17 protein-coding genes and 1 other RNA gene are annotated in these 18,299 nt (G+C 64.6%); 5 read left to right on the top strand and 13 right to left on the bottom strand.

The features are described from left to right. The 6 genes from BM115_RS20680 to cmk all read right to left on the bottom strand — a co-directional run. On the bottom strand, positions 1–621 hold a 621-nt coding region (locus BM115_RS20680), incomplete at its 3' end, for a nucleotide sugar dehydrogenase (protein WP_143093926.1). Between the two features lie 44 nt (positions 622–665). Continuing rightward, positions 666–1,895, bottom strand: a complete 1,230-nt coding sequence (gene lapB, locus BM115_RS20675) for a lipopolysaccharide assembly protein LapB (RefSeq protein ID WP_092298430.1) — start codon at positions 1,893–1,895, stop codon at positions 666–668. A 3-nt stretch (positions 1,896–1,898) separates the two neighbouring features. Continuing rightward, complete coding sequence (locus BM115_RS20670; RefSeq protein ID WP_092298428.1) at positions 1,899–2,222, bottom strand: lipopolysaccharide assembly protein LapA domain-containing protein; 324 nt, start codon at positions 2,220–2,222, stop codon at positions 1,899–1,901. 211 nt (positions 2,223–2,433) lie between these two features. Then, the gene (locus BM115_RS20665; RefSeq protein WP_092298425.1) at positions 2,434–2,859 is read right to left on the bottom strand and encodes an integration host factor subunit beta; all 426 of its coding nucleotides are present in this window, start codon (positions 2,857–2,859) and stop codon (positions 2,434–2,436) included. 30 nt (positions 2,860–2,889) lie between these two features. Continuing rightward, positions 2,890–4,677, bottom strand: coding sequence for a 30S ribosomal protein S1 (gene rpsA / locus BM115_RS20660; protein WP_255370926.1), 1,788 nt, complete (start codon positions 4,675–4,677; stop codon positions 2,890–2,892). A gap of 40 nt (positions 4,678–4,717) precedes the next feature. Further along, positions 4,718–5,380 carry a (d)CMP kinase gene (gene cmk / locus BM115_RS20655; RefSeq protein WP_092298419.1) on the bottom strand — a complete coding sequence of 221 codons (663 nt, stop codon included), beginning with the start codon at positions 5,378–5,380 and terminating at the stop codon, positions 4,718–4,720. Positions 5,381–5,546: 166 nt separating this feature from the next. On the opposite strand from cmk, the gene BM115_RS20650 reads away from it, so the two are divergent. Beyond that, positions 5,547–5,777, top strand: a complete 231-nt coding sequence (locus BM115_RS20650) for a DUF2061 domain-containing protein (protein ID WP_092298416.1) — start codon at positions 5,547–5,549, stop codon at positions 5,775–5,777. A 13-nt stretch (positions 5,778–5,790) separates the two neighbouring features. Here BM115_RS20650 and aroA read toward each other — a convergent pair whose 3' ends face one another. The 7 genes from aroA to gyrA all read right to left on the bottom strand — a co-directional run bounded on the left by aroA (position 5,791) and on the right by gyrA (position 15,133). Further along, the gene (aroA, locus tag BM115_RS20645) at positions 5,791–7,104 is read right to left on the bottom strand and encodes a 3-phosphoshikimate 1-carboxyvinyltransferase (protein WP_092298413.1); all 1,314 of its coding nucleotides are present in this window, start codon (positions 7,102–7,104) and stop codon (positions 5,791–5,793) included. 21 nt (positions 7,105–7,125) lie between these two features. Then, complete coding sequence (locus tag BM115_RS20640) at positions 7,126–8,022, bottom strand: prephenate dehydrogenase (protein ID WP_092298410.1); 897 nt, start codon at positions 8,020–8,022, stop codon at positions 7,126–7,128. 48 nt (positions 8,023–8,070) lie between these two features. Beyond that, positions 8,071–9,216, bottom strand: coding sequence for a histidinol-phosphate transaminase (hisC, locus tag BM115_RS20635; RefSeq protein ID WP_092298407.1), 1,146 nt, complete (start codon positions 9,214–9,216; stop codon positions 8,071–8,073). Between the two features lie 16 nt (positions 9,217–9,232). Next, on the bottom strand, positions 9,233–10,381 hold the full coding sequence (gene pheA / locus BM115_RS20630) for a prephenate dehydratase (protein WP_092298405.1): 1,149 nt from the start codon (positions 10,379–10,381) through the stop codon (positions 9,233–9,235). Positions 10,382–10,441: 60 nt separating this feature from the next. After that, positions 10,442–11,605 carry a 3-phosphoserine/phosphohydroxythreonine transaminase gene (gene serC, locus BM115_RS20625; RefSeq protein ID WP_092298402.1) on the bottom strand — a complete coding sequence of 388 codons (1,164 nt, stop codon included), beginning with the start codon at positions 11,603–11,605 and terminating at the stop codon, positions 10,442–10,444. A gap of 116 nt (positions 11,606–11,721) precedes the next feature. Next, on the bottom strand, positions 11,722–12,291 hold the full coding sequence (locus tag BM115_RS20620; protein WP_092298398.1) for a DUF2059 domain-containing protein: 570 nt from the start codon (positions 12,289–12,291) through the stop codon (positions 11,722–11,724). 82 nt (positions 12,292–12,373) lie between these two features. Further along, positions 12,374–15,133, bottom strand: coding sequence for a DNA gyrase subunit A (gyrA, locus tag BM115_RS20615; RefSeq protein WP_092298395.1), 2,760 nt, complete (start codon positions 15,131–15,133; stop codon positions 12,374–12,376). Between the two features lie 446 nt (positions 15,134–15,579). Between gyrA and ompA the strand changes: the two genes are divergently transcribed. From ompA to ssrA, 4 genes are all read left to right on the top strand, one after another. Then, a complete protein-coding gene (gene ompA, locus BM115_RS20610) occupies positions 15,580–16,236 on the top strand; it encodes an outer membrane protein OmpA (RefSeq protein WP_092298392.1) in 657 nt (218 codons plus the stop codon). A gap of 135 nt (positions 16,237–16,371) precedes the next feature. After that, positions 16,372–17,127 (top strand): bifunctional 2-polyprenyl-6-hydroxyphenol methylase/3-demethylubiquinol 3-O-methyltransferase UbiG, encoded by a 756-nt coding sequence (gene ubiG / locus BM115_RS20605; RefSeq protein WP_092298389.1) that lies wholly within the window; start codon positions 16,372–16,374, stop codon positions 17,125–17,127. A gap of 3 nt (positions 17,128–17,130) precedes the next feature. Further along, on the top strand, positions 17,131–17,790 hold the full coding sequence (gene gph, locus BM115_RS20600) for a phosphoglycolate phosphatase (RefSeq protein WP_092298386.1): 660 nt from the start codon (positions 17,131–17,133) through the stop codon (positions 17,788–17,790). Positions 17,791–17,844: 54 nt separating this feature from the next. After that, positions 17,845–18,205: a transfer-messenger RNA gene (gene ssrA, locus BM115_RS20595) on the top strand. Positions 18,206–18,299: the final 94 nt, after the last annotated feature.

Raw genomic sequence — 18,299 nt, 5'->3', positions numbered from 1 at the left:
ATCCATATAGAAGGTGCGCTCGTGGTTGCGGTTGAACGGCGAGTACAGCTCGCGCATGATGGCCTTGGCATGGCGGCCGGCCACGTCGGGCGAGCAGCCCAGCACGATGCGGTCCGGGCGCATGAAGTCTTCCACGGCGGCGCCTTCCTTCAGGAACTCGGGGTTCGAGACCACCGAGAACTGGAGGTCTTCCAGCCCGCGGGCGGCCAGTTCCTCGCGGATGACGGCGGCGACGCGGTCGCCGGTGCCCACAGGGACTGTGGATTTGTCCACCACCACCTTGAGGCCGGTCATGTGGCGGCCGATATTGCGCGCGGCGGCCAGCACGTATTGCAGGTCCGCCGAGCCATCCTCGTCCGGCGGCGTGCCCACGGCGATGAACTGGACGTCGGCGTGCTCCACGCTGGCGGCCACATCGGTCGAGAAGGTCAGGCGGCCGGCGGCGCGGTTGCGCTCGATCAATTCCTTGAGACCCGGCTCATAGATCGGCACGCCGCCCGCGTTGAGCATGGCGATCTTGCGTTCGTCCACATCGAGACAGAACACCGAATTGCCGAGTTCCGCCAGACAGGCGCCGGTGACCAGGCCGACATAGCCGCTACCGATAATTGTGACTTTCATAGCAGAAGCTCCAGGACAGGGAGGGGCTCAACAAAAGACTGCGATCAGCCAAGCGCTTCGGAGCGGCGTGGGGCATAGGTTTCCCAGCGATTGCAGCCGGGGCACTGCCAGTAGAACAGCCGGGCGCGGAAGCCGCATTCGCGGCAGGTGTAGCGGGCGAGGTTGCGCGTGCGCACTTGCAGCAGGTCGCGGATGGCGACCACCTCTGACGTCTGGTCCTGCGCGACGGCTTCGCCGCCAGCCGTGGCCACGGCATCGCCTTCGGCAGCTGCGGTTTCCACGGCCTGCATCTCGGCGGCCTGCGCCTCGAAGTAGCGGGTCAGCGCCAGCAGCGTGGGTTGGCGGCGCAGTTGCTCGCGCATCAGCGCGGCGGCCGCCTCCGGGCCGTTCACGTCCAGTTCGGTGCGATAGGCGGTATCGAGCAGTTCCGGCGCGAGGTTCCCCTTGAGCAGCCCGCGCAGCCAGTCGATGGCCTGGCCCTGTTCGCCGAGCGTGCCGTAGGCCTTGACCACGCGGTCGGCCACCAGCGGCAGGTAGGCCGCATCCTGCGTCTCAATGCCGAGCCAGTGGCCCAGCGCGGCGCGGGCGTCGCCGCTAGCCATCGCTACGTCGCCAAGCAGGATCGGCGCGCGCACGTTGGCCGGGTTCTCCTCGCTCGCGCGGCGCAGCCACCCCACGGCGTCCTCGGGCCGCTTCTTCTGGAGCGCGTCCTGCGCCAGTTCGCAGCAGAATTGGGCGATCTGGATGCTGTAGTCTTTCTGCTCAAGCGTCTGCAGCTCGCGCGCGGCGTCGATGGCCTTCTGCCATTCCTTCTCGACTTCGTACAGTTCCAACAGCACACGCTTGGCCGACGCCGCGTACGGGCCCGACATCAGCCGGCGCAGCGACTCCTCGGCGCGGTCGAGCAGCCCGGCGCGCAGGAAGTCCTGGCCCAGTTCATAGAGCGCGTGCTCGCGCTCGGGCTCGGGCAGGTCCGGACGCGTGGCCAGGTTCTGATGAACGCGGATCGCGCGTTCGGTCTCGCCACGGCGGCGGAACAGCGCGCCCAGCGCGAAGTGGAGTTCGGTGGTTTCGGGGTCGAGCCGGGCCACTTCGACGAAGGCGTCGATGGCCTGGTCCGGTTGCTCGTTGAGCAGGAAATTGAGGCCCTTGAAATACGAGCGCGGCAGCGCGCCCTGCTCGCTGATCAACTGGCGCAGGTCGAACCGCGCCGCCACCCAGCCAAGGCCAAAGACAAGCGGCAGTACCAGCAGCCACCAGGTTTCAAACATCATGGGTCAGACTTTCGGGCCGACTACGTTATAGGGAACGCCGGGCTTGGCCTCGGGCGGCACGGTGTCCGCCGGCATCGGCACGCGCGCCTGGGCCAGCGCGCGGCGCAGCCGCGTGGCCTCCATCCGCTGACGCATCAGCGCCGGCGCCACCGCGGCCAGCGCCGCGACGATACCCAGCCCGAACGCGGCCAGCAGGATCAGGATCAGCGGCGCATGCCACACGGCGCCAAGGAACAGCTGCAGGGACGCATCCTCGGTGTTGCGCAATGCCAGGACGAACAGCAGGGCGAACAGGACGATGCGGAAAATCCAGGCGATGAGTTTCATGCGGTGACGGCCATCGGGACTCAGGACAACGAAAGCATGGACGCGCGTAATGTGCGCCATGGCTCCCGGCGACGGGTTCCCGGCATTGTAGCGGAATCACTTCAGGCAAACGGTAACGTTTGGTCGCGCCGCGCACCGTGGCGCCCCAAACAAAAAAGCGCTCCCGAGGGAGCGCTTTCCAACAGACTTCCAGATTGTCACCGCGTTCGCGTCAGGACCGAACCAGGTTGAGCTGGCCATCCTCGTGCAGCGTGCCGGCCGGAGCCGATACCTGCGCGCCGGACATGGCCTGCGCGGCGTGATCGCCATGCGAGCCATTGCCGTGATGCACGGTCTGGCCGTTATGCGACGGCCCCGGGCTACGGTCCACGCGTTCGCGCAACTCCTTGCCCGCCTTGAAGTGCGGCACCCGTTTCTCGGGCACCAGCACACGTTCGCCGGACTTGGGGTTGCGGCCCACGCGCGGAGGCCGCCGATTCAAACCAAAGCTGCCGAAGCCGCGAATCTCGATGCGATGGCCATCGGCCAGGGCTTCGGACATCGCGTCGAGAATCGTTTTCACCGAGATGTCCGCATCCCGCAGCAACAACTGCGGGAAACGGGCAGCCAGTTTTTCGACGAGCTCGGACTTGGTCATGGGCGGTCTCGCGGGCGCGGGCGCTGACGATTACTGGTTGTCCTGGCCGAGCTTGGCCTTCAGCAGTGCGCCGAGGTTGGTCGTGCCAGCCGTGCCGGTGTCAGCCTGGAACTTTTGCATGGCTTCCTGCTGTTCCACGTTGTCCTTGGCCTTGATCGACAGGTTGATGTTGCGCGACTTGCGGTCCACGTTCACCACCAGGGCCGTGATCTGCTCGCCTTCCTTCAGCACGTTGCGGGCATCTTCCACGCGGTCCGCGGAGATTTCCGAGGCGCGCAGGTAGCCTTCCACGTCGTCAGCCAGCTGCACCACGGCGCCCTTGGCATCAACGGCCTTGATCACGCCGTTGACCAGCGAACCCTTGTCGTTGGCCGAGATGAAGTTGTTGAACGGGTCGCCCGACAGCTGCTTGATACCCAGCGAGATGCGTTCCTTGTCGACGTCGATGCCCAGAACCACGGCTTCCACTTCGTCGCCCTTCTTGTACTTGCGCACGGCCTCTTCGCCGGTTTCTTGCCAGGACAGGTCGGACAGGTGCACCAGGCCGTCGATGCCACCGGGCAGGCCGATGAACACGCCGAAGTCGGTGATCGACTTGATCTGGCCCGTCAGCTTGTCGCCCTTCTTGTGGTTGCGGCTGAAATCGTCCCACGGATTGGCCTTGCACTGCTTCATGCCCAGGCTGATACGACGCTTGTCTTCGTCGATATCCAGAACCATGACTTCCACTTCGTCGCCCAGCTGGACAACCTTCGACGGGGCCACGTTCTTGTTGGTCCAGTCCATTTCGGACACGTGGACCAGGCCTTCGATGCCGGCTTCGATCTCGACGAACGCGCCGTAGTCGGTCAGGTTGGTCACCTTGCCGAACAGGCGGGTGCCTTGCGGGTAGCGACGCGAAATGCCCACCCACGGATCTTCGCCCAGTTGCTTCACGCCCAGCGAGACGCGGTTCTTTTCCTGGTCGAACTTGAGGATCTTGGCGGTGATTTCCTGGCCAACCGACAGCACTTCGCTCGGATGACGCACGCGACGCCATGCCAGGTCGGTGATGTGCAGCAGGCCGTCGATGCCACCCAGGTCCACGAACGCGCCGTAGTCGGTGATGTTCTTGACGATACCGTTGACGATGGCGCCTTCCTTCAGCGTCTCCATCAGCTTCTGGCGCTCTTCGCCCAGCGTGGCTTCCACCACGGCACGGCGCGACAGCACAACGTTGTTACGCTTGCGGTCGAGCTTGATAACCTTGAATTCGAGGGTCTTGCCTTCGTACGGCGTGGTGTCCTTGATCGGACGCACGTCGACGAGCGAACCGGGCAGGAAGGCACGGATGCCATTGACCATCACGGTCAGGCCGCCCTTGACCTTGCCGGTCACGGTACCCGAGATGATTTCGCCGTCTTCCAGCGCCTTCTCGAGGTTCAGCCACGATGCCAGGCGCTTGGCCTTGTCGCGGGACAGAATCGTGTCGCCATAGCCGTTCTCGAGCGCATCGATGGCCACGGAGACATAGTCGCCGGCCTGCACTTCGAGTTCGCCCTGGTCGTTCAGGAACTCCTCCACCGGCACAAATGCCTCGGACTTGAGGCCGGCGTTGACGACCACGAAGTTGTGGTCGATGCGCACGACTTCAGCGGAGATCACTTCGCCAGCCTTCATATTGGAGCGGGCGACGGATTCCTCGAACAGTGCGGCAAAGGATTCGTTAGTTTGCAGGTCGGACATAAACGTGTGTGAGCAGTCCGCAGTACGCTGGCCGGCGCGACAATCGCGCTCAGTCTGCCATCGCAGCGGGGTTAGTTGATGAACGCCTTGCACCGGTCATCCGGGGCAAGGCTCCAGTTGGCGCCAGACCGGTTCAACGCCGTACGGCGGTGTACCACTCCAGCACCTGCGCCACGGCCTCATCTACCGACATGTCGGAGGTATCGAGCCGTTGCGCGTCTTCAGCGGGACGCAGCGGGGCGGCGGCACGGGAACGATCCCGCGCGTCGCGCGCCTCAAGGTCACGCAAAAGGTCTTCGATATTAGCAGAAATTCCCTTATCAATCAATTGTTTATAGCGCCTGCGGGCGCGTGCCTCGACACTTGCGGTCAGGAAGACCTTGAGGCGGGCCTCGGGAAAGATCACCGTGCCCATGTCGCGGCCGTCGGCCACGAGGCCGGGCAGCTTGCGGAAGCCGCGCTGGAGTGCCGTCAACGCATCACGCACGGGCTGGTGCACGGCGATGGCCGAGGCGCGGTTGCCGATGGCTTCGGCGCGGATGGCCTGGCTCACCTCCTCGCCGGACAGCCAGACCCGGTCCGGGCCGAACTTCACATCGAGGCGGGCCGCCATCTTTGCCAGAGTGGACACGTCCTGCAGGTCCACGTCCGCGCGGTCGCTCGCCAGCGCCACGAGCCGGTAGAGGGCACCGCTGTCGAGCAGGTGAAAGCCAAGGGCGTCGGCCACCTTGTGCGCCACGGTGCCCTTGCCGGACGCCGTGGGGCCATCAATGGTGATGACGTCGATCATAGTCATTGGTTATTAGCGCGCTAAAAACTATTGATTTTGTAAATCAATTAAGAATCATTATCATTGGTTCCATGGCTCGCACGGGCGGCCTCCCCGCCACCCGTCCCCACAGAACAGCCCGGGCGAGCCACCCGAATCCCGAGCCAAATCCAAGAATGCGAGGCAATCTATCATGGCCAAGACCCTGACTTTCGGCATCATGCACCTGGGCATCGCCTTCAGCGTGACCTATGCGCTGACTGGCAATCTGGCCATCAGCGGTGCCATCACCTTCATCGAGCCGGCCGTGAATACCGTGGCCCACTACTTCTTCGATAAATACTGGGAACGGCGCGAACGCAGTGCGTCCGGCGCCGCCAGCGCGCACGCCGGACACGGGGTGCACGCCACGGCCACTATTTGACCGGAGTGACCGCTTACCGCGCCACCCCGGCAAACACCGAGAAGTACTCCGGGAATGTCTTGGCCACGCAGCCGGGATCGTTGATCCGTACCGGCAGCGGGCCGAAAGCCGCCAGCGAAAAGCACATCGCCATGCGGTGATCATCATAGGTGCCGATGCCGTCGGCTGGCGTGCGCCAGTCGGCCGCAGAGGGCGGCGGCGTCACACGCAGGTAGTCGGCGCCCTCTTCCACCGTAGCGCCGAGCTTGCGCAGTTCGGTGGCCATCGCCGCAATCCGGTCCGTTTCCTTGACCCGCCAGCTGGCGATATTGGTCAGCGTGGTGGTGCCTTCCGCGAACAGGGCGGCCACGGCCAGCGTCATCGCGGCATCGGGAATGTGGTTGCAGTCGAGTTCGATGCCGTTCAGCCGGCCGTCGTCGCGCTCGGTGCCGCGCACCTCGACCCAGTTGTCGCCGGCCATGACGTTGGCGCCCATCCGGTTCAGCGCATCGGCGAAGCGCACGTCGCCCTGGATGCTGGACAGGCCCACGCCTTCCACGCGCACCGGACCGCCGCCGATCGCGCCGGCTGCAAGAAAATACGATGCCGTGGAGGCGTCGCCTTCCACGTAGATTTCGCCCGGCGAGCGGTACTGCGCGCCGGCCGGGAGGATGAAGCGCCCCCAGCCCTGCCGCTCCACGTCGATGCCGAAGCGCGCGAGCAGGTTCAGCGTGATCTCGATATACGGCTTCGAAATCAGCTCGCCGACCACCTCGATCTCGATGCGGCCGGACGGCGCGCTGGCCATCGGCAGCGTCATCAGCAGCGCGGTCAGGAACTGGCTCGATACGTCGCCGCGCACACGGATCGGCGCGTCGATGCGGATCTGCGCCGGATTGATCTGGAGCGGCGGGTAGCCTTCCGTGCCGAGGTAATCGACGGACGCCCCCACCTGCCGCAGGCCATCGACCAGATCGCCGATGGGCCGTTCGTGCATGCGCGGCACGCCGGAGAGCCGGTACGTGCCGCCCTGCAGGGCCAGCGCTGCGGTCAGCGGACGGATCGCCGTGCCCGCGTTGCCCATGAACAGATCGGCCGATTTATTCGGAAAGTTGCTACCTGCGCCGGTGACGATGCAGTCGCCACCATCGCGCTGCCAGGTCACACCGAGCACCTTGAGGGCGTCGAGCATGACGCGGGTGTCGTCGGAATCCAGCAGGTCGCGCACGCGCGTCTGGCCGGTGGCAAGCGCCGCCAGCAGCAGCACGCGGTTGGAGATGCTTTTCGAGCCGGGCAGCCGCACCGTGCCGGAAGCACGCGTCAGGGGGCCGAGGGTCAGATGTTCCATGATGTGGGCGGCTTCCGCGCTTCAGGGTTCGACGTTGGTGGCAGCCGCGCGCGCGGTGCCCCACTTCAGGCGGGCGCCGCTGGCCCGCGTGAACACGCGCTCCAGGCCCTCGCCATCGCCATCCTTGATCTGGGTCTTCAGGTGCGCGAGCACCTTCTCATAGGTGTCGATCTCGCGCAGCAACGCCTCCTTGTTGGCGATGCAGATGTCGCGCCACATCTCGGGCGAGGAGCCCGCGATGCGCGTGAAGTCGCGGAACCCACCGCCTGCGAAATCGAGTTTCAGCGCGGCATCCTCGGCATTGACCAATTGGGCGACCAGCGCGAAGGCCAGCAGGTGCGGCAGGTGGCTCACCGCCGCGAACACGGCGTCGTGCTGTACCGCGGACATCACATGACAATCGGCGCCGGTGCATTCCCACATCGCGCGCACGGCGGCCACGTCAGTCCGCGCGTTCTCCTGCAACGGGCACAGCACCACCTTCTTGCCGAGGTAGAGGTCGTTCAGCGCCGCCTCCACGCCGCTCAGCTCGCGGCCGGCAATCGGGTGGGCGGGGACGAACTGGGCAGCCTTGTCGCCGAGGGCGGTCTTGGCGGCCATGATCACGTCGGACTTGGTGCTGCCCGCGTCGGTCACGATCGTGCCCGGCTGCAGGTGCGGCTCCAGCGCGTGCAACAGCGCGAAGGTCTGGGCGACCGGCGCGCACAGCACGATCAGGCTGGCGCCACGCGCGGCGTCTTCGAGCGAGGCAATCTCGTCGATCACGCCCAGCGTCTTGGCCTTTTCGAGCGAGGCCGCCGAACGGCCCACGCCCACCACGGTGCCCACCACGCCTGCGCGCTTCAGCGACAGCGCCAGCGAGCCGCCAATCAGGCCCACGCCGACAATCACAACCCGGGAAAAATGCAGAGCGCTCACGGTATCAGGCCACCTGCGTGGCAGAAAACTTAAAATCGGACATCTTCATCACTGCAAGGCCTGCTCGAGCGCGGCGATAAACGCGGCGTTCTCCTCGGGCAGGCCGATCGTCACGCGCAGCCACTGCGGCAGGCCGTAGTTGGCCACCGGCCGCACGATCACACCCTGCTTCAGCAGCGCCAGATTCACCCGCGCGCCGGCACCATCGTCGGTGCCCACACGGACCATGACGAAATTGCCGGAGGACTTCACGTGCTCTAGGCCAAGCCGGTCGAACGCCGCCACCAGCTGGGCCTTGCCTTCGCGGTTCAGCGTGGCGCTGCGGCCAAGAAAATCGGCATCGCCCAGCGCCGCCACGGCGGCAGCCTGGGCCAGGCTGTTCACGTTGAACGGCTGGCGCACGCGGTTCAGCAGGTCGGTCAGCGGCGGCTGGGCAACGCCGTAGCCCACGCGCAGCCCGGCCAGGCCATAGGCCTTCGAGAACGTGCGCGAAACCATCAGGTTCGGATACTTGCGCACCCACGCCACGGACTCGTACTGCTGGTCCGCATCGAGATATTCGTTATAGGCCTCGTCCAGCACGACCACCACATTGGATGGCACTTTCGCCAGAAACGCCTCGATCTCGACCGCCGGAATGAACGTGCCGGTCGGGTTGTTCGGATTGGCGATGAAGACCAGGCGCGTGTCGGGCGCAATCGCCGCAGCCATCGCGCCGAGGTCGTGGCCGTAGTCGCGCGCCTTCACCTCGATAGCGCGCGCGCCCACTTCCTGCGAGGCGAGCGCATAGACGGCAAACGAGTATTCGGCATAGACGATCGACTCGCCTGGCCGCACCAGCGCGTGGGCGGCCAGTTCCAGGATGTCATTGCTGCCGTTGCCGAGGGTCAGCCATTCGGCCGGGACATCGTATTTCGCCGAAAGCTTCGCCTTCAGCTCGAAACCGTTGCTGTCCGGATAGCGACCCAGTTCGTCCATCGCCACCGCAATTGCGGACTTGGCGGAGGCCGGCATGCCGAGCGGGTTCTCGTTCGAGGCCAGCTTGACGATGCGCGCCTCATCCAGCCCGAACTCGCGCGCCACCTCGGCAATTGGCTTGCCGGCGATGTATGGCGAGATCTTTCTCACATAGGACGGCCCGAAATAGTGGGCGGCATTCTGCGCGTCGTCGGCGGCGCTACCTGGTTCTGCCATGTTCGCTCCTTGATGCTTACTTGCTGGACGGGTATGAGCCGAGCACCTTGAAGTACGCGGCATTGCGCTTCAGTTCCTCCAGGGCGCGCGCCACGGCGGCCTCGTGCTGGTGGCCTTCCACGTCCACATAGAAGTAGTACTCCCACGCGCCACTGCGCGCGGGACGCGATTCGAACCGGCACATCGACACGCCGTTCTCGGCCAGCGGCGCCAGCAACTGGTACACCGCACCGGCCTTGTTCGGCACCGACAGGATGAGAGACGTCTGATCACTGCCCGAGGGCTCGGTCTCATAACGGCCAATCACGGCAAAGCGCGTGCGGTTATGCGGATCGTCCTGGATATGCGTGCGCACCAGATGCAGGTGGTAACGGTTGGCCGCCGACTCGCCGGCGATGGCCGCCACGGTGGGGTCTTCGCTCGCCATGCGTGCAGCTTCGGCATTGCTCGAGACCGCCTGGCGCTCCAGGTGCGGATAGTTGGCCGTGAGCCAGTGCTGGCACTGCGCCAGCGCCTGGGCGTGCGCGCGAACCACGGTCACGCCCTTCATGTCCGGCGTGGAGGCCATCAGGTTGTGATGGACCTTGAGCGCAATCTCACCGCTGATCTTTAGCGAGGTCTGCAGGAACAGGTCGAGCGTGCGCGACACCGCGCCTTCGGTCGAGTTCTCCACGGGCACCACGCCATATTCGACGGTGCCGGCTTCCACGGCGCGGAACACCTCGTCGATGCTCGGGCACGGCACGCCGCTCACTTCGTGGCCGAAATGCGCGTACAGCGCCTGCTCGGAGAACGTGCCGGCCGGGCCGAGGAACGCAATCTCAAGCGGCTTTTCCAGCCCACGGCAGGCAGACATCACCTCGCGCCAGATCGACGCCACGCTCTCGCCCAGCAGCGGGCCCGGGTTGGCGCCCTGCACCTTGCGGATGACCTGCAGTTCACGTTCGGGACGAAACACGGGCGCGCCGTACTTCTTCTTGACCTCGCCCACGTCGAGGGCGAGCTGGGCGCGGCGGTTCAGCAGCGCCAGCAGTTCGCGGTCCACCGCGTCGATCTGGCCGCGCAGCGGCGCGAGGTCGGCGGACAGCGCCTGCTCCTGGGCGCTGGGACCGGGGTTCCCTGTGGGCGGCGCGTCGTTGCTCGCGCGCTTGTCTTCGCTAGTCATGTCAAAGCCTGGTGGGCCGCGCCGGGGCGGCGGCCGGGAAGAATCGGTGCAAATCCGCCGTCAGGCGGCGGTACGCTCGAATTCGCGCATGAAATCGATCAGCGCGGTCACGCCTTCCAGAGGCATGGCGTTGTAGATGCTGGCGCGCATGCCGCCCACGGACTTGTGGCCCTTGAGCTGTACCAGGCCATTCGCGCGCGCCTGGGTCAGGAACGCTTCGTTGCGCGATTCGTCGCGCAGGAAGAACGGTACGTTCATGCGCGAGCGGCAGCTGGGGTCAATCTCGTTACGGTAAAAGTCGCTCTGGTCCAGGAAGCGGTACAGCGCCTGCGCCTTGGCGATATTGCGCTGCTCGATGCCGGCCACGCCGCCCTGGGCCTTGAGCCACTTGAACACGAGCCCGGCGATATAGATCGCATAGGTGGGCGGCGTGTTGTACATCGAATCATGCTCGGCCACCTGGCGCCAGTTGAACGCCGACGGGCACAGCGGGTGCGCGAAGCCGATCAGGTCCTCGCGCACGATGACGATGGTCACGCCGGCCGGGCCGATGTTCTTCTGCGCCCCGCCGTACACCACCTGCACGCGCGACCAGTCGATCGGGCGCGACAGGATATGGCTGGACGCGTCGGCCACCACGATGCGGCCCTTGTCGTGCGTGCCGGTCTGGCCGATGTCAGGAATCTCCTGGAACTCCACGCCGACGATGGTCTCGTTCGTGCACAGGTGCACATAGGCCGCGTCGTCGGACAGCTTCCAGCCGGCGACATCCGGAATCTTCGTAAACTTACGATCCGCGCTCGAGGCCGCGATATTGACCTCGCCATAGCGGCGCGCTTCCTGCTCGGTCTTGACCGACCACGTGCCGGTCACGACGAAATCGGTCTTCGGCTTGGCCGCATTGACGCGGCTGGCCAGGTTCAGCGGCACGATGCCATTCTGGCCAATCGCCCCGCCCTGCAGGAAAAGGATGCGGAAGTTCTTCGGCACATGGAGCAGTTCTCGCAGATCGGCGAGGGCTTCGTTGTGGATCCCCTCGAACTCGCGGCTGCGGTGGCTCATCTCCATGACCGACACGCCGGTGCCGCGCCACGACAGCATTTCCTCGGCCGCCTGCTGCAGGACTTCGGTCGGCAGTGCGGCCGGACCGGGCGAGAAATTGAACACGCGCTCGGCCACATTGCGTTGCAGGCCAGCGAGGGCGGGATTCTGGGGATCGTTCATGGAGGAAGAAGGAAAAATGGCTGCCGGTTTGAACCAGGCAGCCATTATCCCTCAAACGCGCGCCGCTAGGGCAGCGGCTCGGCGGCCGGATCGGCCGTCGATTCCTTGCGGATCACTTACTTCGAAGCGGCGGCGATTTCCTTCTCGGCCGAGTCACGCATCGACTTGCCAACCTGCGGGCCGTACTTCTGCATCATCGAACCCCAGATTTCCTGGGTCGCCTTGCCCTGGTTGGCCATGAACTTCTGGCCGGTCGGCGACTTCAGGAACGTGGTCAGGTCCTTGATTTCCTGCGTGCTGTAATACTTGCCGAACGCGTCGTAGTGGGCCTTGATGGCGTCCTGGCGGAAACCGTCGGTGTTGAACGCCGTACCGGCGCCATCCACCATGCGCTGCACCGCGCCGTTCTTCTTCAGCTTGTCGACAGCGGCCTGCTTCTGCTTGTCGTTCAGCGTCTTGTTTTCCACGAGGACTTGCTCGAGGACCAGCGGCGCTTCCTGCTTGGCGCCGTTCTGCCAGTTGTCGGCCTGGCCCTTCACGGCCTGGTCGGCCTGCATGACGGAGAGCAGTTCCTTGATGGCGGCGGTCTTGTCGGCATCCTGCGCCTGAGCGTGGGCGGCCTGGGCCACCATCATCGTCGGGACAAAAGCAGCCAGAACAGCAATACGTCGATAGGTTTTGAGCATTATGACTCCCTGGAAAATATGTCCGATTTAGTCCGCACGGCCGTCTGGCGAGTTCCGGCCGGCGTCCTGTTGTTGCAACAAATTACGAATTCGCGTCCGCGTCGGTTGCGCCGTCGGCGCCTTCGACCCCGGCGGTGCCAGCGGCCCCTTCCACCACATCGGCGTCCGCATCCTCGGCACCCTCGATCCCGGCGCCATTATCGGCATCGGTCTCGACAATCCGTTGCAGGCCCGACAGCTTGGTGCCCTCGTCCACGTTGATCAGGGTCACGCCCTGCGTGGCGCGGCCCATCTCGCGGATCTCGGCCACACGGGTGCGGATCAGCACGCCGCCGGTCGTGATCAGCATGATCTCGTCCTCGGGAGATACCAGCGCGGCAGCCACCACGCGGCCATTGCGCTCGCTGGTCTGGATCGCAATCATGCCCTTGGTGCCGCGGCCATGTCGAGTGTATTCCGAGATCGGCGTGCGCTTGCCGTAGCCGTTCTCGGTGGCGGTCAGCACGCTGCCCACCGCCGCGACGGCGGTCTCGGAACCCGCACTGCCTTCGGTCGCTTCCGCCGATTCGGCAGAATCCGTCGATTCAGCCACCGCAGTTTCTGCCGGCGCCACCAGCATGGCGATGACCGCCTGGCTTTCCTCGAGGTTCATGCCGCGGACGCCGCGGGCCTGACGGCCCATCGGACGCACGTCGTTTTCGTCGAAGCGCACGGCCTTGCCGGCGTCCGAGAACAGCATCACGTCATGCTGGCCGTCGGTCACGGCGGCACCGATCAGGAAATCGCCCTCGTCCAGGTCCACGGCGATGATGCCGGCCTTGCGCGGGTTCGAGAACTCGGTCAGCGCGGTCTTCTTGACCGTGCCGCGTGCGGTGGCCATGAAGATGAAGTGCTCGGCGTCGAACTGGCGCACCGGCAGGATCACATTGATCTTCTCGCCATCGGCCAGCGGGAACATGTTAACGATCGGACGGCCACGCGAGTTGCGCGACCCCTGCGGCACCTCGTACACCTTGAGCCAGTACAGCCGGCCGCGGTTCGAGAAGCACAGGATGTAATCGTGCGTGTTGGCCACGAACAGCGTGTCGATCCAGTCGTCTTCCTTGGTGGCCGTCGCCAGCTTGCCGCGCCCGCCACGTTTCTGCGCGCGGTATTCGGAAATCGGCTGGCTCTTCATATAGCCGCTGTGCGAGAGCGTGACCACCATGTCCTGCGGCGTGATCAGATCCTCGGTGTCGAGTTCGGTCGCGTTCAGTTCGATGGTGGAACGGCGCTCGTCGCCAAATTCGGCGCGGATGGCACCGAGTTCGTCGGTGATGATGGTCGTAATACGTTCCGGACGCGCCAGGATGTCCAGCAGGTCCGCGATCACCGCCATCACTTCACGGTATTCCTGGACGATCTTGTCCTGCTCCAGGCCCGTGAGGCGTTGCAGGCGCATTTGCAGGATTTCCTGCGCCTGGCCGTCGGAGAGGCGGTACAGGCCGTCCGGCTGCATGCCGAACAGGGCGGGCAGGCCATCCGGACGATACGAGGCACGGCCGCCGGCAGTGTCGCTTTCGGCACGCGCGAGCATGTCGCGCACGAGTGCCGAATCCCACGACTTGGCCATCAGCTCCTGCTTGGCGATCGGCGGCGTCGGCGCGGCCTTGATGATCGCGATGAACTCGTCGATGTTCGCCAGCGCCACGGCCAGGCCTTCCAGCACGTGACCGCGCTCCCGCGCCTTGCGCAGCTCGAACACGGTGCGGCGGGTGACCACCTCGCGCCGGTGCGACAGGAACGCGTCCAGCATCTGGCGCAGGTTCAGCAGGCGCGGCTGGCCGTCGACCAGCGCCACCATGTTCATGCCGAAGGTGTCCTGCAGCTGGGTATTCTTATATAGGTTGTTCAGGACAACCTCGGGCACTTCGTTGCGCTTCAGTTCGACCACCACGCGCATGCCCGACTTGTCGGACTCGTCGCGGATGTCGGAAATGCCCTCGACCTTCTTCTCGGTCACCAGCTCGGCGATGCGCTCGAGAAGCGTCCGCTTGTTCACCTGGTACGGCAGTTCGTCGACGATGATCGCCTGGCGCTGGCCGCGGTCGATGTCCTCGAAGTGCGTCCGGGCGCGCATGATGATGCGGCCCCGGCCCGTGCGATAGCCTTCGCGCACGCCCTGGATGCCGTAGATAATGCCGGCCGTCGGAAAATCGGGCGCTGGCACCAGTTCGATCAGGTCATCCACCGTGGCGTCGGGATTGCGCAGCAGATGCAGGCAGGCGTCGACCACCTCATTGAGGTTATGCGGCGGAATATTGGTGGCCATGCCCACCGCAATACCCGACGAGCCATTGATCAGCAAATTCGGAATACGCGCCGGCAAAATACCCGGTTCTTTTTCCGAACCGTCGTAGTTCGGCTCGAAATCGACAGTTTCCTTGTCGATATCGTGGAGCATTTCATGCGCAATTTTCGACAGGCGGATTTCGGTATAACGCATGGCTGCCGCGTTATCCCCATCGACCGAGCCGAAGTTGCCCTGCCCGTCCACCAGCATGTAGCGCAGCGAGAAATGCTGCGCCATGCGGACGATCGTGTCATAAACGGCGGTGTCGCCGTGCGGGTGATACTTACCGATCACATCACCGACAATACGGGCCGATTTCTTATAGGCCCGGTTCCAGTCGTTATTCAGCTCATGCATCGCAAAGAGCACGCGCCGATGTACTGGTTTCAGGCCATCCCGGACGTCGGGAAGCGCACGCCCGACGATAACGCTCATCGCGTAATCCAGGTATGAGCGGCGCATTTCCTCTTCCAGGGAAACCGGAAGCGTTTCTTTGGCGAATTGATCCATTGCGGCTTGGTTTATGCGGCGGGTTTTAGCGAATGAGACCCTGGTCCCGGGGCGCCGGCGGGGGCGCCTGTCCAGGACGGGCAACATGGCATTCTACCACGCGCGCCACCCCTTCCCGACGCCCGCCGGACGGCCCGGAAACAGGCCCGCCAGCGCCCTCCGGAGCGCCGCGCCTACCGCCCGCAAGCCATACGGGACAAGGGTTTGCGGGCGCCGCAAGAGCGATGTTGCACAAACACCACAGGGCTAAAACCCCAGGGTTGAATCGAATATATTTACTTCTTAGGAAACGAGCCTTGTGGCACAATTCCCCAGCGAAGAGCCAGACATTGTTCGAAGTGGAGCATCCACCACATCGAGAATGTTATACTCCGAAGAATGTATGACTTGTTTTCGTCCATTTGCTCGCAGTAACCCTGCGGTGATCTCATCCTGAGAGGAGAAATATGAAAAAATTTGCCAAGCTCGCGCTCGTTGCAGCTACCGCAGTAATGGCTGCATCCGCTCAAGCCCAGTCCGTCCCCTATGAAAAGAAGGCTGTGAACGACAACTGGGGCAACGGTACGAGCGAGTACGTGTGGAAGAATGGCACGAACGAGCTCTGCTGGCGCGACAGCTCCTGGACCCCGGCAACGGCCAATGCCCTGTGCGATGGCGCACTGGCTCCGGCTGCTGCTCCGGCCCAGGCACCGACCCCGGTGGCTCCTCCGGTTGTGTCGAGCGAGAAGGTCACTTTCGCAGCTGACACCCTGTTCGACTTCGACAAGGCTGTTCTGAAGCCCGAAGGCAAGGCCAAGCTGGACGACCTGGTCTCGAAGCTGCAAGGCATCACCCTCGAAGTGATCATCGCCGTGGGCCACACCGACGCGTTCGGTTCGGACAAGTACAATGATCGCCTGTCGATCCGTCGTGCTGAATCCGTCAAGGCTTACCTGGTGAGCAAGGGCGTGGAAGCCAACCGCGTGTACACCGAAGGCAAGGGCAAGCGCCAGCTGAAGGTGGATCCGAAGTCGTGCAAGGGCAACCGCACGGCACAGATCGCCTGCCAGCAGCCGAACCGTCGCGTGGAAGTCGAAGTGGTCGGCACCCGCAGCGCACGTTAATCGGATCCTCTCCGATGAAGAAAGCCCAGCGCAAGCTGGGCTTTTTTTTTGCCCGCTATTTTTGGTACAGTTGCCGGACGCTTCTCTCCGCACTCAGGTTTCGGGCCATGCGCCCGGGACCTCACTCCTTTGACGATGTCGCAAACCTCCACCCTTTCCCCCGCTGGCAGCCCCACCGGTCGCAACGCCGATCCGAAAGAGATCGACAAGTTCAGCGAGCTGGCCCACCGCTGGTGGGACCCGAACAGCGAGTTCAAGCCGCTCCACGACCTGAACCCGCTGCGCCTGGGCTGGATCGACGGCATCGCCCGCCTGCCCGGCAAACAGGTGATCGACGTTGGGTGCGGAGGCGGCATCCTGTCCGAAAGCATGGCGCGCCTTGGCGCCACCGTGCGCGGCATCGATCTGTCTACCAAGGCACTCAAGGTAGCGGACCTGCATAGCCTGGAGTCCGGCGTGCCGGTCACCTACGAGGAAATCGCCGTCGAGGACCTCGCCGCGCGCATCCCCGGCAGCGTGGACGTGGTCACTTGCATGGAAATGCTCGAGCACGTGCCCGACCCCGCCTCCATCGTGCGCGCCTGCACGACACTGGTCCGCCCGGGCGGCTACGTCTTCTTCTCGACGATCAACCGCAACCTCAAGGCCTACCTGCTGGCCATCGTCGGCGCCGAATACGTGCTGAACATGCTGCCGCGCGGCACCCACGACTACGAGAAGTTCATCACGCCATCGGAAATGGCCCGCTTCGCGCGCCAGGCCGGGCTGGACCTGATCGAGATGCGCGGCATGACCTACAACCCGTTGTCGCAGACGTACTCGCTCGGCCATGACACGGGCGTCAACTACATGATGGCCTTCCGCAAGACGGCGCCGAAGGCGGCGGACTGAATCATGCGCACCTTCGACGCGGTATTTTTCGATCTCGACGGCACGCTCGCCGACACAGCCCCTGACCTCGCCGCAGCCGCCAACCGGCTCGTGGTGGAGCGCGGCCTGCCGCCCGTGGCCTATGAGAAGTTGCGCCCGGTGGCTTCGCACGGCGCGCGCGGCCTGATCGGCGCGGCGTTCGGCAAGTCGCCCGAGGACCCCGACTTCCCCGCCCTGCGCGATACCTTCCTCGACTACTACGAGGCCGACATCGCGGTGCACACCCGCCTGTTCGACGGCATGGACGAGGTGCTGGCCCGGCTGGAAGCCGCCGGCATCCGCTGGGGCATCGTGACCAACAAGATCGCCCGCTTCACGGTGCCGCTGGTGGCCGCGATCGGCCTTGCGCCGCGCGCCTCGGCTGTGGTCAGCGGCGACACCACCGCGCATGCCAAACCCCACCCCGCCCCGCTGCTGCATGCAGCCGAGGTCAGCGGCGTGGCACCGGCACGCTGCCTGTATGTAGGTGACGACCTGCGCGACATCCAGGCCGGCAAAGCGGCCGGCATGGCCACGGTGACCGCCGCGTACGGCTACTGTGGCGACGGCGAGCCGCCCGAAGCCTGGGGCGCGGACTACCTGATCCGTCACCCGGCCGAGCTGCTGGCGCTGTTCGGGAACTGAAGCCCCCGGCAGGCAGCCAAAGCGAGTACAATCCGTCTCCTACATCTTCACACTGGGGCCGACCTGGTTTCGACGTGGGTTGCGAAGCAGTGGAGGGCATACCGAGGACCCGTCACCTCGTTAATCAATGGGAATGTAATAACTGCTAACGACGAACGTTACGCACTGGCTGCCTAAGGGCTAGCCGTCCTCGCACTGGCTCGCTGACGGGCTAGGGTTCGCAAGAACTGGCGAGGTCATTTACGTCAGATAAGCTTCGGGAGTGTCACGGGCCCGAGGACGAAAACCTAGTGACTCGCCGTCGTAGAGCGTGTTCGTCCGCGATGCGGCGGTTAAAACAAATGACAGAACTAAGTATGTAGAACTCTCTGTGGAGGGCTTGCGGACGCGGGTTCGATTCCCGCCGGCTCCACCAGTATTACCGCCCGACATTCCTTTTGCTTCAGGAAACGCCGGACAAGCAAAAACCCCGTCAATCGATGACGGGGTTTTTTCTTTTCTACCGGGCC

Origin of the sequence: Cupriavidus sp. OV096, from assembly GCF_900115455.1 — a bacterium.
Taxonomy (GTDB): Bacteria; Pseudomonadota; Gammaproteobacteria; order Burkholderiales; family Burkholderiaceae; genus Cupriavidus.
Note: the sequence above shows the minus strand (reverse complement) of the source record. Positions and strands in the feature narration are given on the sequence as shown.

Coding starts and splice junctions, on each gene's coding strand:
- lapB (WP_092298430.1), bottom strand. CDS start 1,895: ATGATGTTTGAAACCTGGTGGCTGCTGGTACTGCCGCTTGTCTTTGGC.
- BM115_RS20670 (WP_092298428.1), bottom strand. CDS start 2,222: ATGAAACTCATCGCCTGGATTTTCCGCATCGTCCTGTTCGCCCTGCTG.
- BM115_RS20665 (WP_092298425.1), bottom strand. CDS start 2,859: ATGACCAAGTCCGAGCTCGTCGAAAAACTGGCTGCCCGTTTCCCGCAG.
- cmk (WP_092298419.1), bottom strand. CDS start 5,380: ATGACTATGATCGACGTCATCACCATTGATGGCCCCACGGCGTCCGGC.
- BM115_RS20650 (WP_092298416.1), top strand. CDS start 5,547: ATGGCCAAGACCCTGACTTTCGGCATCATGCACCTGGGCATCGCCTTC.
- aroA (WP_092298413.1), bottom strand. CDS start 7,104: ATGGAACATCTGACCCTCGGCCCCCTGACGCGTGCTTCCGGCACGGTG.
- hisC (WP_092298407.1), bottom strand. CDS start 9,216: ATGGCAGAACCAGGTAGCGCCGCCGACGACGCGCAGAATGCCGCCCAC.
- pheA (WP_092298405.1), bottom strand. CDS start 10,381: ATGACTAGCGAAGACAAGCGCGCGAGCAACGACGCGCCGCCCACAGGG.
- serC (WP_092298402.1), bottom strand. CDS start 11,605: ATGAACGATCCCCAGAATCCCGCCCTCGCTGGCCTGCAACGCAATGTG.
- BM115_RS20620 (WP_092298398.1), bottom strand. CDS start 12,291: ATGCTCAAAACCTATCGACGTATTGCTGTTCTGGCTGCTTTTGTCCCG.
- gyrA (WP_092298395.1), bottom strand. CDS start 15,133: ATGGATCAATTCGCCAAAGAAACGCTTCCGGTTTCCCTGGAAGAGGAA.
- ompA (WP_092298392.1), top strand. CDS start 15,580: ATGAAAAAATTTGCCAAGCTCGCGCTCGTTGCAGCTACCGCAGTAATG.
- ubiG (WP_092298389.1), top strand. CDS start 16,372: ATGTCGCAAACCTCCACCCTTTCCCCCGCTGGCAGCCCCACCGGTCGC.
- gph (WP_092298386.1), top strand. CDS start 17,131: ATGCGCACCTTCGACGCGGTATTTTTCGATCTCGACGGCACGCTCGCC.